The sequence below is a fragment of the Wukongibacter baidiensis genome, assembly GCF_050888315.1.
GTDB lineage: Bacteria > Bacillota > Clostridia > Peptostreptococcales > Caminicellaceae > Wukongibacter > Wukongibacter baidiensis.
In genome coordinates, this window is sequence record NZ_CP138202.1 from 855,301 (window position 1) to 869,472 (window position 14,172).

The following is a 14,172-nucleotide window of genomic DNA, read 5'->3' on the forward strand; positions in this document are numbered from 1 at the left end:
GATCATTATTGTGCTTTAAGATTAAGTAAACAGAATATAGCAATTTTATAGCTTTTGTGAGATAATAAATAGGTATAATACTAAGGAGTAGATACGGAGGTTTAGACATGGTAAAGAGTGTAAAACGCTCCCTTGATTTATTACAAATTTTAGGAAGTGAAAATAAAAAGTTCTCTATTGCTGAGCTAAGTTCAATATCAGGATTACCGCCAAGTACCATTCATAGGCTATTATTAACCCTTAAAGAATATAGATTCGTAAACCAAGATGAGTTATCTTCATTATATTATCTTGGTCCTTCACTAGTCACCTTAGGTATAAAGGCAAGTAGCTACATAGATATAAGGAAGTCCGCTATTCCAATTATGAGAAATCTTGCAAACACCACTGGTGAAGACTCATATTTAACTATTTCAGATGGTAATAAAGGTATCTTTTTGGAGCGTGTTGCGGGGCCACACCCGTTAAAGATTATCGATCCCTTTAGTACTCAAGTTCCTTTACATTGTGGCGCTTTGAGGAAAGTTCTATTGGCTAATAAAGATGAAGCCTTTATAAATGACTATTTAAATAATAAATTGAAAACCTTTACAGAGCATACAATTACTGACTCAGATTTACTTTTAGTTGAGTTAGAAAAGATTAAAAAGTTAGATTTTGCTATCAGTATCGGTGAGTATATTAAAGATGCAGTCGGTATAGGTGCTCCAGTTAGAGATAAATTTGGTAATGTTATAGCTTCCCTTGGGATAATTGGTCCAATTACAAGACTTACTGAAGACAAACATTCTGAGCTTATAAATTTAGTTAAGCAGTGCGCACAAGAACTGTCCTTTTCACAAGGGTACCATCCTTTGAATCGTATAGATTAATAATTTAAAGAAGGGATGTCTCATAAGATTGTTTTATGATACATCCCCTTTTTGATTCTTATTTTCTATATAAAATTTTACTTATTAACATTATTATAGTCTCTAATGATCCTAGGTGTAATCATTTGATGGAAAGGGCAGAAGGATTTTGGATTTTGATATACTGAATTTACAAAGGCCTTTATATAATTTCTCAAATATGTCATATTTACTACTTCATCCACAAACCCTACCTTGGCACAATAATCAGGTCTTGATTTTTCGTGGTAGTCCTTGATTATTTTATTCATTTTCTCTATAGTTCCGTCTAAAGGTTTTCCAGCATCTTTATCCTTAACTAGTCTACGGGAATACATTGCTGCCGCAGCTGTTTCTCCATGCATTACATACATTTCGGTTGCTGCAGTTCCAAGTGAAAATGCATTTGTTTTATTCCCCTGTGGCCCTCCCATTACATAGTGAGCCGCTGCACTACCCTTTCTTAGTGTAATTTCAAGCTGAGGAATATCAGAATTTTGAATAGAATATATTAGAGACTGCCCAAGTCCTAGTAGCTCTGCTTGTTCAGCTATGTTGCCAACATCGATGCCACTTGTGTCCTGTACCCATACTATTGGAATTCTGTCTCTACTACAGAAGGTTACAAATTCACTCATTTTAATAAGGCCTTGGCGATACAATTTTCCACCAATTCCTATATACTGATCGGTGTATTCAGGATAATTCATGAGAAGTCCTTGAGTATTAGCTACAAAACCAACTAAAAATCCGTCTATCTTAGCAAGACCAGTATAGATTTCTGGACCATAATCAGGCTTATATTCCATATGCTCACTACTATCAAAAATCCTTGCTAACACATCCCTTATATCATATGTTTTCTTCGGACTAAGAGGAACAAGGCTGTATAAATCTTCCGCTGGAAACATTGGTTCTTCTGGCTCATCAACCTTAAAGAAATATGGATCATAGGCTGGCATGCTTGCTACATATTCCTTGATTATATCCAAAACGCCCTCTTCACTATCAGCTACCTCCCTCATAAAACCTGTAACACCATGATGTATCTCAACACTTCCTGGAGGGTTTCCCTTAAAGCCTCTAGTTGCTTCAATCAACTGCTCAGCAGCCTCTTCATCAATATACCCCTTTGGATTCATACCTCCTACTATACCGCTTCCTCCAACAGCCATATTAGCCTTTTCGTGGGCTATTAGTACAGAGGGACTTATACTGTGATATCCGCCTCCTGCTGGATTAGTACCATATATACCTACAATAACAGGAATTCCAGCCTGTGCTAGTTCAGCATGTCTAAAGAATGGAGTACCTCCTCCTCTACGATTTGCATAAACATATTCTTGGTGACTCAACTTAACTCCACTACAATTTAACACCCATACTAAGGGAATGTTTAACCTCTTTGCAATATCAGTTACTCGTAATATATTCTCTGCTTGACCTGGAATCCAAGCTCCTGCTAGCTGTTTGTTATCTGATGCAATAATTACTGCCCATCTTCCATTAATTCTTCCTATCCCATCGACAACCGCCGTCGTACCCTCATCATTTGCTTCAGGATCAAATATACTATGAAGCGGACACCATGTCCCTTCATCCACAAGATACTCAATACGCTGCCACGCTGTCCACTGACCTCTTTCGTTTATAGCCTCAGTAGATTTGCCAGAGTTTACTATTCTTTTAACTTCAGCTGCTATACCCGCCTCAATTTCCTTTAACTTCTCAATATTTTCATCATTACTTCTCTTTAAAGTATCTCCCATCGGTTCCATGTTTTGAAAGTAGGATGGCATTGAAAACCCGGATTCATACATTTTATCATTCTCCTTTTATCGTTTATTTCACATTGTGGAATATATTCCATTTTATAAATATAGTTTCGACATATAATCTTTTATTCCTGCTTTTTTGAGAGTTTTTTATTTTTCTTAATCCTATATCTTAAACCTGTTTATTTCTTCATCTAACTCTTTAACCAATTCGTTTAGCTTTACCGAAGCATTTGCAACACTTTCTATCGTGCTTGCTTGTTGCGCCATTGAAGCACTAACTTCCTCAGAAGATGCAGCTGTCTCTTGAATTATTGCAGATATATTCTCCATTGCTGATATAACTCTATCTTTATCTTCGTTTACTTCATTTACATTTTTTCCAATGGTTAATATTTTTTCTGTTATTTCATTGATTATTTCGTTTATATCACTAAAGGCTTTATCTACATCTTTAACTGATTCCGTTTGTTGTAAGAAACTATGGTGTACATCCTTCATAGTATCCACGCTTTCTTTGGTATTCATTTGAATGTCATCTATTACACTTTTTATATCGTCAGCTGCTTTTTCTGATTCCTCTGCAAGTTTCCTTATTTCATCGGCTACAACAGCAAATCCTCTTCCTGCATCTCCTGCCCTTGCAGCTTCTATAGATGCGTTTAGTGCAAGCAAGTTAGTTTGCTGAGCAATTGCATTTATAGTATCTAGCATATTACCTATATTTTCTGTCTTTTCATTTAATTCATGGATAACCATCTCTATTTTTTTCATTGAGAGGTTGTTCAGTTCATTTTTGTCTTTCAATTCTTCTACGACTTTCATTCCTTTTTCGTTGGTGATATTAACGTTTTTTACTGAGTTATGGATATTATTATTGTTTTGAAGAAGGATATTAAACTTCATATCCATATCATTTACAGCGCTTACACCCTTTTCTATATCTAATGTCTGATCGTTTACCCCTTTAGCAATTTCCTCAACGGCATTTGAAACCTCATCTATAGAAACACTAACCTCTCCAGATGATGAGGCAAGGTGAGCCGCTGAATTTAATACATCTAAGCTTATTTCGTTAGACTTCATTACTAGATTTCTTATACTGGTTATCATAGAATTGAATTTTCTAGAGATCTCTCCTATTTCGTCATTGGTATGGACCTCAAGTCTACAAGATAGATCTCCTTTTTCCACAGAGTTGAATCTATCAAGTATTACTGGGACATTTCTTAACATTTTCCTTGTTAAGATAAGTATCACTAAGCTTAAGACTATGGCCATAAAAATATAGACATAAATTAGATATTTTTGTACTCCATCTACTTTGTTCGATATATATTTGCCGTCAACTGAGACCAATACCTTCCATCCATTTGCCTTTATTGGACTATAAACCAAGTACATAGTTTTCCCATCTTTTTCATATTTTCTAATCCCAGATTCCTTTATGTTTACGAGATCCTCCATATTCTTAAATTCTTCAGAATAGTCGGTTACTTTCTGGTTTAGTATTTTTTCTTTGTCTGGACAGTATATAATCGTACCTTTATCATCTATAAGCATGGAAAAACTATTTTCTCCTATTTTTAAACCCTCCATAAGTTTTGAGATTTTATCTATAAATATATCTACATCCGCAGCACCTATAGCTTTTGTACCTTCAAATATTGGTGCAACGACACTTACCGAAAGCTTTTTAGTTGTACTTCCAATATATGGAGAAGAATAGTAAATTCTATCAGCTTTTACGGCATTAACATACCATGATCTTTTTAATAAATCATAATCCTTCTTGACTTTGTAGTTTCTACTATCATTAATAAGATTGTTATTTTTTTCAAGCGCCAAGCCTATAAACCCTAATTCATCATCAGCCTTTTTTATGTTATATAATGTCTTTCTTATGGTTTCATACTCGGGCAGATCCTTGACTGCTTCTCTATCCGAAATTGTTTCTGTACTTTTAATATAGTTTATTATGTTTTCAGATTTTGCCAAGGCATTTACAATAGAAGCTTTGCTTAAAAAGTAACTTTCAATCTTTCCACTAATGATTTCTGATTCATCTATTGCGTGTTTTCTGGCTACATCTCCTATTACTTGATTCATTTTTCGGTGAATAACTACCCCAGATACAGCAAACATAAGTAAAACTAAAGAAATTACAGCAATAAGAAGTTTATTTGCTATGCTTTTCTTCCCTATCATTAATTTTCCTCCCCTTGTACTTTGCAAATCATATTACCCTCTAATCTCTATATCAAATTTTTCCTATTTATAAATTTCTTCTAATTAATTCATATTCTTCATTATAATCTAGATCTTTTTCCAGCAGCTCATTTAGCTCCATTAGCATCTTCTCTTGATCGTAGGGTAAAGTTCCTGCAAGAGTAAAATAATTTGCGGCATGATTGTTTCTAAATATACAGTTATTAACCTCTAAATTTTTGACAAAGTTAATAGTTTCTAAAGCTATTTCCTTTGGTGACAACTGTTGAAATTCACCACGGCTGTATTGTTCATATAATTCTGTATCTGGTTTTATACGTAGTGCTAGGAGGCCAATATATTGAGGTTTTATCTCATTTATTATCTTTGCTGTTTCTCTTGCATGCTCATCGCTTCTAGCTCTGCCTCCTATACCAGATATTACAGTGACAGAAAGTTTTATTCCAGCATCTACTATTTTCTTCCCTGCTTCGATAACCTCCTTAGCAAGTACGCCCTTTCTAATATCCTTTAAAACCTCATTACTTCCCGATTCAATACCTAAGTAGGCAATTTTAAGACCTAGATCATTTAGTTCCTTCAGTTCGCCCTTAGATTTTCTTAATATATCCTTTGTTGCACTATAGGTTCCGACCCTTTCACATTCTGGGAACTTTTCTTTTATTCTTGATAGTATCTTTTTTAAATCATCAGTCCTTAAGGCTAAAGCATTTCCATCGGCTAGAAATATCCTCTTTATATGTCTGTACCTCTTCCTGGCTACATCAAGATCCTCGAATATTTCTTCAATACTCCTAATTCTGAACTGCTTATCCTTATACATTTTGCAAAATGTACATTTATTGTGGGAACAACCTATTGTAGCTTGAATAATAAGACTGTAGGCTTCACTAGGAGGTCTATAAACAGTGCCTTCATACCTCATTAAATTACATCTCCTTTTTATAGTTGTTTTTCTATATCTAATGGATTTGTGAATCTAGATGCTATAATAACCTAGATCAAAGGACAGCTGTCTTCCATGCCTTTTAACTTCTAAGATTTGCTCTTCAAGTTTGTCCTGGGGAAACCTTGTCATGGGACCAATTATTCCTAAAGAAGCAATCACAGTACCATGTTTATCACGAATCGGTGCTGCTATTCCTACTGCGTCCTTTATGTATTCACCTATTGAAATAGCAACATCCTCTTTTCTGATTCTTTTTAGTTCTTCAAGCAATTCATCCCTATCTGATATTGTCTTTTCTGTAAACTTATTTAAATCATTATTAATAAAATTATTTATAAACTTACTGTCTTTAAATGCCAGAAGAACCTTTCTCATTGCTCCACAATGTAAAGAAACCTGTTTGTCAAATGGGTCTATTATTTTCAAAGGATGTGGTCCTGCAACGCGTTCCAGAAATATTCCTCTATATACATCTGATATAGCAAGATATGAATCTTCTCCAGTTGTATTTGCAAGATTCCTCATTATTGACATAGCCGATTTACGTAAATCTATATAATTACCGGCTTTAATTCCCAAAGTTACAAGGGCTGGTCCTAGATAATATAATGAGGATAATTCATCCTGAGTAACGAACCTATGCTGCTTAAGTGTCACCAAAAGTCTGTGAACTGTACTTGGTGGTAATCCTGTTACTTCACCTAACTCAGAAAGGGTATACTTTTTATTAGTACTGCCTAAAGCTTGTAGTAATTCTAGTGTCCTTTGTACGCTTTTTACCATAACGACCTCCAGTAGCTTCTAAAAAATAATATGATCTACTCTCTATTTTACTATTCTCTAACATCTTTTACCACGATACGGAATACGTTCCATTTGTGTTCTTTAAAAAAATGCTCTTTCTAAGAGCTGCTTTTACTTTCTTATTTTATCTATCCAAATAACGATAACAGTACCCCAGCTGCAATAGCTGAGCCTATAACTCCTGCAACGTTAGGTCCCATTGCATGCATCAGTAGGAAGTTTGATGGGTTTTCTTTTTGTCCTACTACTTGTGATACCCTTGCCGCCATTGGTACTGCCGATACTCCTGCTGAACCAATTAGTGGATTAACCTTTCCTCCTGATAATTTACACATTACTCTTCCAAATAATGTTCCTGTTGCTGTTCCTACACAGAAGGCTAATAGCCCAAGTCCTATTATCATTAAGGTTTGTACCTTAAGGAATTTATCGGCACTTGCTGTTGCTCCAACTGTTATTCCTAGGAATATTGTTACTATGTTTATTAATTCGTTTTGTGCTGTTTTAAGTATTCTATCTACTACTCCTGATTCTCTAAGTAGGTTACCTAGCATAAGCATTCCTAATAATCCTGTCGCCGATGGTAGTAATAGAGCTCCAAGCAGTGTAACTGCTATTGGGAATATAATTTTCTCTGTCCTAGTTACAACCCTTAATTGCTCCATCTTTATTTGTCTTTCTTCCTTAGTTGTAAGAGCCTTCATTATTGGCGGCTGGATAATTGGTACTAGTGCCATATATGAATATGCCGCTACTGCTATAGGTCCTAGTAGATGTGGTGCAAGTTTAGATGTTAAGAATATTGCCGTTGGTCCATCTGCTCCACCTATTATACCTATTGATGCCGCTTCCGGTCCTGTAAATCCTAATGCAACGGCTCCTAAGAATGTTGTAAATATACCAAACTGTGCTGCCGCTCCTAAAAGTAAACTCCTTGGGTTTGCTATTAGTGGTCCGAAATCCGTCATTGCTCCTACACCCATGAAGATAAGCGGAGGATATATTCCAAGCTTTACCCCTTGGTATAGATAATATAATAAACCACCTAGTTGTTTTAAGTGGGGTAGTCCATCCTTTCCTACTTCGTAAACTGGATAATCCATTAATCCTGCTAATGGGATATTAGCAAGAAGCATTCCAAAGGCAATAGGGAGCAATAGTAAAGGTTCATATTGCTTTACTATAGCTAAGTAGAGTAGTACACAAGCTATACCTAACATAACAAGGGCCTGCCATGTAAGAGCAACATATCCTGTACTTGCGAAAAAGTTGTTAATCAGTTCTAAAAACATCCTGTATTCTCCCTCACTTTCGTCGTTAGACTTTTAATCCTATATTGTATACTATCCTATTACTATTAAAACATCTCCTGCATTTACGGATGCTCCCTTAGTAGCGTTTACTGATACTACCTTCCCACCTGCCGGTGCCATTATCTCATTTTCCATTTTCATAGCTTCTAATATAAGTAGTACATCACCATTTGAAACTGTATCTCCTACATTTACCTTTATGTCAAGGATTGTTCCTGGCATTGGCGCTGTTATAGTGTTTCCTCCTGCCGGTGCTGGCGCTGCCGCTGGCTTTGGTGCTGGTGCAGGTCTTTTAGCTACAGGTGCTGAAGTCATTGTATTTTGTGGAGTCACAGTTTTCTGTACAGCTGTTCGTCTTGAAAGAGAAGTTGTACTTCCTCCACCTATTTCCTCCACTTCAACTTCATACGTCTTTCCATCCACAGTTATATTGAATTTTCTCATTTTAAGTCCTCCTTCAAAATCTCATTAATGAACACCTAAGTTATAGTTCAAGCTCCTCTAATTTCTTGCTACTTGGAACACCATTTTCTTTATCCCAACCTCTATAGTCGTAATATTCCTCTAGAGTCTCTATTACCTTTTCTCTACTAAGGCTTTTTCCTCTACTAGGTCCTTCTGGAAGTACTTCATCGTAAAATCTTTCTGGATATACACTGTCCTCCTTGACTTCACCTTCCCGAAGATTAAATAGCTTTTGCAAGTTCCAGATCCTCTCTCCAACCTTCATTATTTCATCAGGGGTCATCTTTATACCGGTTAAGGAAGTGTATAGTCGAGCTATTAGACTCGGTCCAACAGTATTTAAAATTGGCGGTCTGATGCATATACCGACTGTATTATAGACTGATATGAGATCCTCTGACCATTTTGACATTTTAGGTATATCGACATCTCTATCTTTATCATTGAATATTTGTTTCTTTACTTCTTCAGGCATATCTAGTTCATTGTATACCTTATCTGGAAACCCAAATTTCTCGGTTTTATACTCAACTGTATTTAAGTTATATCTTAAGTTTTCAACTGGATTACGATTTCTAAGATGGTCTCCTCCACGAATATTTGTTAGGTTACCAAAAGTCCACGTGGACCATCGTCCTCTTGCATCAGCCATGGGAATTTCCAATCCCTTGACATGCATAGCATAATAGTCAGCTCCTGAAATTTTTTCACCAGCTCTTTTTGTTCCTTCTGCTAAAATGTCTCCTATTCCCTCTCGCCTCATTATTAGTTCTAATAACTTAAATGAAGCTTCTTCATCTCCCCAATGTAGGCTAAATCCAATCTGCTCTTCTGTTAATATTCCCCTCTGGTACAGTTCCATGGCAAAGGCTATCGTTGAAGAAGCTGAAATCATATCTACTCCATAGCGTTGACAAACCTCACAAAGTTTAGCAGCCGCTGGAATATTATTGATATCACAGCCTGCACCAAAGCCAATAACCGGGGTAACCTCCATATCCTTAACTTTTAATCCTGAGTAAGGTCCCTCTTCTACTTCAACCCAGTGGGCACATGAGATCGGACATGATATACAGGCAATACCTCTATTACTGTATTTATCTACTAATTTGTAGCTGCGAGTCTCCATCCAATTCTGTATTATCCCCGTCTGGAAGTTTCGTCCTGGTAGGGCCCCAAACTTAAAATAGGGAGCTGTAGCTAGCATAGTTCCATATTTACTAAAGGGACCATAGAAAGGTGATTCGTATATTACTTTGTAACATTCCTTAACGCTCTCAAGAAATTCTTTTTTGTCGAAGACTTTAATACCATTAGTTCCCCTAACTGCAATGGCTTTTAGATTCTTAGATCCCATTACAGCACCAAGTCCAGTTCTACCCCATGCATCATGTGGCCCATTTTGAATACTTGCAAATCTACATAGATTTTCTCCAGCCTGCCCAATTGTAGCAATCTGAATTTCATTATCATGAAATTCTTTCCTGATATGATCTATTGTATCCCAAGAATCCTTCCCCCAAAGGCTGTCAGCTGGAAGTATCTTAACATCATCATTGCTTATGGATATATAAACCGGTGTTTCAGAACGTCCTCTCAATATCATTCCATCATAGCCTGCGTATTTCAATTCACTTCCCCAAAAGTTTCCTGAGTTTGAGGTTCCTATCAACCCTGTAAGTGGTGATTTTGCTGAAGCCTCTGTACGGCAGGCAGTCGGAACATTAGTTCCTACAAAAACTCCTACTGCAAAGCATAAAACATTCTGTGGTCCTAAAGGATCGGTGTCAGGTTCAATGTTATCATAGATAAGTTTGGTGGAAATGCCTACGCCACTAATATATTTATTCAATAGCTCACCATCGAGTTTAAGCTCTTTAACTTCTAAACTAGTTAAATTGATATCTAAAAACTTTCCTGCATATCCATACATTAACTTCCCTCCTTTACCTCTAAATCTACTATATTTACTATCTCAAGGCACCCTGCAGGACAAACTTCAGCACATTTATAGCAGCTTAAACATGTTGAAGAGAAGCTTATTTCAAATATTCCACATATGTCATTCTTTTTTACTTTAATATATGAACTGGAAAGATTAAATCTATCGTTATGTGATATTGAGCATGTTAAGACACATGTTGTACAACCTGTACATTTATTCGGTATTATTGCCATTCTTCTTACCATAACTGCACCATCCTTGAAAGAAAGTCACGTTTCAAATCCCAGTCTTTATATCTCTTATCTTATTCTGGAAATATTTTTTATTCTACTATATCCAACAGGCCTATTGAGACTAGCTGCTACTGCGGCAGTAATTACTGCAATAAGTTCCTTATCCTCTGAAGCATCTTGAAGAGCAGATTCGGATGAGATATTTACAGTCTGTCTCTTAGGTTGCATAGTACTTAACACTTTGGCCATAACAACAATTAGTCCCCATAAAATTATCAATACTGCAAAGGTTGTACACATACCGAGGGCAGCCACATAACTTGATGCTAAAAGTCTTTCACCAATAGACATATTCTGCATTAAATCAGGATTGATAAACCTTTCGAGTATATTTAAGTTTTCCATTAGCTCACCTCTCTCTACTACTAATTTAAAATCACTTAAGGGATATTCGAATAAAAAGTTCCTAATAGATATTCGAAACTAATTTTTCTCATGTCCCTTAAGTATGTGTATTAATAGTTATATCATTTTAATACTTTATTCATCGCCTAAAGCAACAACTTTGCCATCCTTAACAATAAGCTCATCGTCAAAGGTAACAGTTGGAGCATATAGTACCGCATCTATATGAACTTGGCTATCTGCAGTAGGCCTATTCTGTCCATAGTAAACACCGTTTCCAAATGCAATGTGAACAGTTCCTCTAGCTTTCTTCTCTTCTTCAAAATCGCCATTCATTAATGAGTTTGGATTAAGACCTATTCCAATTTCTGCGATATTATCACTATTTTCAATAGTTTCGAATAGATTTCTAAATTCCCCAGTTATTCTTCTGTCTCCACCGTCTATTGAAACAACCTTACCATTTTTAATTGTCATTTTCACCGGCTCTAAAGGGGAACCAAAGTAGCACATTGGTCCATCAAGTACTAATGTTCCATTCATAGTTCCTTCAACAGGACCTACAGACACCTCTCCATCTGAAAACGCCATACTCTCTCCTGGATTTCTTGCAATACCACATTCGATAATTGGCTCTGCACTAATCATTTCAGCTGTTAGGTCTGTACCTGCTGGTGTAGTAATTCTACATAACTTTTTATCCTTCCATATCTCGGCCAGGCGCTTGCCATCTGCATATACCTTCTCATAATCTGCAAGAGCACCACCCTTTATGTAATTATCTATATCTCTAAGAACCATACAGCATTCTCTTATCTGCTTTTTAAGCAATAATTCTTTCATTTTTGAGTTATAAGCCGAAGCCCCAGAAGTTCTAGTCATTGGTATATAAACATCGCAACCTTCCATAGCTTTTTCTAAGGTCTTTGATATCGTTACAGCTTTTTCTTTAGTTCTAGTAGGCATCATAGCGATAGTATACTCTGCGCCACATTCTAATGTCGCTGCTGCAAAGGCATTTACCATTCTCATATCAGTTTCTGGGTCAGTACATATTAGTACCTCTTCACCCGGCTTAACTGCTAAAAGATTTTTGATTATATTGTTTGCTGAAGAAATTGCACTAATAATTTTATTATCCATTGTTCTTCCTCCTCAGATTAAATTAAAAGAATTTTTTATTTAATAACTGCTTAAGCGATATAATTAATTATATACAAAGATTGTTTATCGATTAAGTAGTATATTAATCCTAATAGTTTTTCATTGTCTATTTTAGAAAGGTCCTAAGTTAATCATCTGTGCAACTGCTACGAAGATTCCAGCTACTACAGCATAAAGTGCAAACAGCGGTCCAAAGAACCTAACCCATTTTCCATATGGAACCTTAGCAACAGCAAGTACTGCCAATAATCCTCCATTAGTTATATAGAAATAGTTTGTTATACCGTCTCCCAGTTGAGAAGCTAAACAAGCAACCTGTCTAGTTATTCCTCCGATATCTGCAAGTGGTGTAATTATTGGCATTGTAATTACTGCCTGTCCACTTCCAGACGGGATTATAAAGTTTATAACTGTTTGTAAAAGATAAACTGCTACTGCCGAAGTGACAGTTGAAGTTCCTGTTACAAATTGTGAAAGGAAATGAATTATTGAATCTATTATTTTAGCATTTTCTAGTAGCACTAATATAGATCTTGCAAAGAATATAATAAGTACAGCAACTAATATATCGCTACATCCTTTAGCAAAATTCTCACATATTTCATTAGGAGTTAACCCTCCAACTAGGCCTGGAATAATCGCCATAGCTACAAAGACTCCTGAAAGCTGTGCAAATCCAAAACTCATTTTTAGTGTTCCAAAAATCATAAAGGCAAATAGTGCCAAGAATGAAAGCCCTGCTAGCTTTAACCTTAAACTCATCTCTACATTTTCTTCTTCAACACCATTTTCTTCATAGTACTTTCTTAGTTCCATTTCAGTTGGTAAATCAGCTACAATACTCTTAGATGGATCTGCTTTAACCTTTTTAGCATACCATATTACATACAGCATACCTGTTATAAGAAAAACAGTTGCTACCATCCCTCTATACCACATTGCGGAATATATAGGAAGCTCTGCTATATCATGAGCTATACCAGTAAAGAAAGGGTTTGCAAGAGCAGGTGCAAATCCCGCGACCGATCCTACAAGAACAACACCAAGGGCTGTCATAGAATCATATCCTAGCGATACACATATAGGAATCATTAATGATATAAAAATTACATCGAGTTCTCTCATTCCTGTAAAAGTTACATTGAAAAATATAGCAGTCATTACAATAGGTGCTATAAGTAAAATACCTTTACTCTTAACTTTATTTGTGATTGCATGAACAGCTATATTTAATAGCCCCATCGCTTTAATAACTCCAAATGCTCCCCCTATGAAGAACACGAGTCCCATTACTCCTGAGCCCTTCTTAAATCCAAAATAGAAGGATTGGAAAAAATCAGCTATACCTGCTGGATTACTTTCAACAACCTTATAACTCGTTGGATCAACTACGGTTCTTCCATCTTCTGTTTTTACTCTATCGAACTCACCTGCTGGAACTAGGTGGGTAGCAACAGCTACTATAATTATCATTATAACTAAGGCTAAGAATGGATGATTCACCTTTTTCTTTTTTTTGTTAATTACAGCTGTACTCAATATTATAACCCCCTTGAAATAATACTTTTTATAAGTAAAAAAGTCTAATTTTCTATAAAACTTACCAATAAGGATTTCTGAGCTAAAATTTTACTTGATTTTAATATGACTTTAGTGTAATTTATTAATGTGTAACAATTTACTTGGGTCGTTGATTAGTGCAATAATCAGCGATCTTTTTTTACCACTATTTTTATATTTTTTAAAACCTTCAACACTCCTTCCCCTTCTCAACTGTCGATTATCTCCTTAATGTCTCTGAATTTTTATGATTCTAACTAATGCTTCTTATTCGAAACTCTCTCACTCCTTTCTTATATACTTAGAAAAACATTTTCCTGCTAGTTAAAAAAACTATAGGAAATCTAATTTAAAGCTGTGTCAATCTATTCATAAACATGAAAAGATTCCTAAGGACTTTTCTATTTATCAATTGACTTATGATCCTCTTCTTGTTTCCA

Annotated in this window: 12 protein-coding genes; 1 reads left to right on the forward strand and 11 read right to left on the reverse strand. The window is 35.7% G+C overall.

Features of this window, described 5'->3' with window-relative positions; translation table 11 throughout:
• Positions 1-107: 107 nt before the first annotated feature.
• A complete protein-coding gene (locus R9X47_RS04215; RefSeq protein WP_432665468.1) occupies positions 108-872 on the forward strand; it encodes an IclR family transcriptional regulator in 765 nt (254 codons plus the stop codon).
• A 77-nt stretch (positions 873-949) separates the two neighbouring features.
• Here the strand turns inward: R9X47_RS04215 and R9X47_RS04220 are convergent, their stop codons facing one another.
• The 11 genes from R9X47_RS04220 to R9X47_RS04270 all read right to left on the reverse strand — a co-directional run bounded on the left by R9X47_RS04220 (position 950) and on the right by R9X47_RS04270 (position 13,711).
• A complete protein-coding gene (locus R9X47_RS04220) occupies positions 950-2,710 on the reverse strand; it encodes an acyl-CoA carboxylase subunit beta (RefSeq protein WP_432665469.1) in 1,761 nt (586 codons plus the stop codon).
• A 120-nt stretch (positions 2,711-2,830) separates the two neighbouring features.
• Complete coding sequence (locus R9X47_RS04225; protein WP_432665470.1) at positions 2,831-4,873, reverse strand: methyl-accepting chemotaxis protein; 2,043 nt, start codon at positions 4,871-4,873, stop codon at positions 2,831-2,833.
• Between the two features lie 67 nt (positions 4,874-4,940).
• On the reverse strand, positions 4,941-5,819 hold the full coding sequence (locus tag R9X47_RS04230; protein ID WP_432665471.1) for a radical SAM protein: 879 nt from the start codon (positions 5,817-5,819) through the stop codon (positions 4,941-4,943).
• A 54-nt stretch (positions 5,820-5,873) separates the two neighbouring features.
• Positions 5,874-6,626, reverse strand: coding sequence for an IclR family transcriptional regulator (locus R9X47_RS04235; RefSeq protein ID WP_432665472.1), 753 nt, complete (start codon positions 6,624-6,626; stop codon positions 5,874-5,876).
• A gap of 149 nt (positions 6,627-6,775) precedes the next feature.
• On the reverse strand, positions 6,776-7,939 hold the full coding sequence (locus R9X47_RS04240; RefSeq protein WP_432665473.1) for a sodium ion-translocating decarboxylase subunit beta: 1,164 nt from the start codon (positions 7,937-7,939) through the stop codon (positions 6,776-6,778).
• A 51-nt stretch (positions 7,940-7,990) separates the two neighbouring features.
• The gene (locus tag R9X47_RS04245) at positions 7,991-8,404 is read right to left on the reverse strand and encodes a biotin/lipoyl-containing protein (RefSeq protein WP_432665474.1); all 414 of its coding nucleotides are present in this window, start codon (positions 8,402-8,404) and stop codon (positions 7,991-7,993) included.
• Positions 8,405-8,444: 40 nt separating this feature from the next.
• Positions 8,445-10,358 carry an aldehyde ferredoxin oxidoreductase family protein gene (locus R9X47_RS04250; RefSeq protein WP_432665475.1) on the reverse strand — a complete coding sequence of 638 codons (1,914 nt, stop codon included), beginning with the start codon at positions 10,356-10,358 and terminating at the stop codon, positions 8,445-8,447.
• Positions 10,358-10,615 carry a 4Fe-4S dicluster domain-containing protein gene (locus R9X47_RS04255; RefSeq protein ID WP_432665476.1) on the reverse strand — a complete coding sequence of 86 codons (258 nt, stop codon included), beginning with the start codon at positions 10,613-10,615 and terminating at the stop codon, positions 10,358-10,360. Before R9X47_RS04255 ends, R9X47_RS04250 begins: the two co-directional genes overlap by 1 nt.
• Before the next feature lie 54 nt (positions 10,616-10,669).
• Positions 10,670-11,008 (reverse strand): OadG family protein, encoded by a 339-nt coding sequence (locus R9X47_RS04260; RefSeq protein ID WP_432665477.1) that lies wholly within the window; start codon positions 11,006-11,008, stop codon positions 10,670-10,672.
• A 135-nt stretch (positions 11,009-11,143) separates the two neighbouring features.
• Positions 11,144-12,151 (reverse strand): aminopeptidase, encoded by a 1,008-nt coding sequence (locus tag R9X47_RS04265; protein WP_432665478.1) that lies wholly within the window; start codon positions 12,149-12,151, stop codon positions 11,144-11,146.
• Positions 12,152-12,283: 132 nt separating this feature from the next.
• Positions 12,284-13,711 carry a YfcC family protein gene (locus tag R9X47_RS04270; RefSeq protein WP_432665479.1) on the reverse strand — a complete coding sequence of 476 codons (1,428 nt, stop codon included), beginning with the start codon at positions 13,709-13,711 and terminating at the stop codon, positions 12,284-12,286.
• Between the last annotated feature and the right edge of the window lie 461 nt (positions 13,712-14,172).

Coding starts and splice junctions, on each gene's coding strand:
- R9X47_RS04215 (WP_432665468.1), top strand. CDS start 108: ATGGTAAAGAGTGTAAAACGCTCCCTTGATTTATTACAAATTTTAGGA.
- R9X47_RS04220 (WP_432665469.1), bottom strand. CDS start 2,710: ATGTATGAATCCGGGTTTTCAATGCCATCCTACTTTCAAAACATGGAA.
- R9X47_RS04225 (WP_432665470.1), bottom strand. CDS start 4,873: ATGATAGGGAAGAAAAGCATAGCAAATAAACTTCTTATTGCTGTAATT.
- R9X47_RS04230 (WP_432665471.1), bottom strand. CDS start 5,819: ATGAGGTATGAAGGCACTGTTTATAGACCTCCTAGTGAAGCCTACAGT.
- R9X47_RS04235 (WP_432665472.1), bottom strand. CDS start 6,626: ATGGTAAAAAGCGTACAAAGGACACTAGAATTACTACAAGCTTTAGGC.
- R9X47_RS04240 (WP_432665473.1), bottom strand. CDS start 7,939: ATGTTTTTAGAACTGATTAACAACTTTTTCGCAAGTACAGGATATGTT.
- R9X47_RS04245 (WP_432665474.1), bottom strand. CDS start 8,404: ATGAGAAAATTCAATATAACTGTGGATGGAAAGACGTATGAAGTTGAA.
- R9X47_RS04250 (WP_432665475.1), bottom strand. CDS start 10,358: ATGTATGGATATGCAGGAAAGTTTTTAGATATCAATTTAACTAGTTTA.
- R9X47_RS04255 (WP_432665476.1), bottom strand. CDS start 10,615: ATGGTAAGAAGAATGGCAATAATACCGAATAAATGTACAGGTTGTACA.
- R9X47_RS04260 (WP_432665477.1), bottom strand. CDS start 11,008: ATGGAAAACTTAAATATACTCGAAAGGTTTATCAATCCTGATTTAATG.
- R9X47_RS04265 (WP_432665478.1), bottom strand. CDS start 12,151: ATGGATAATAAAATTATTAGTGCAATTTCTTCAGCAAACAATATAATC.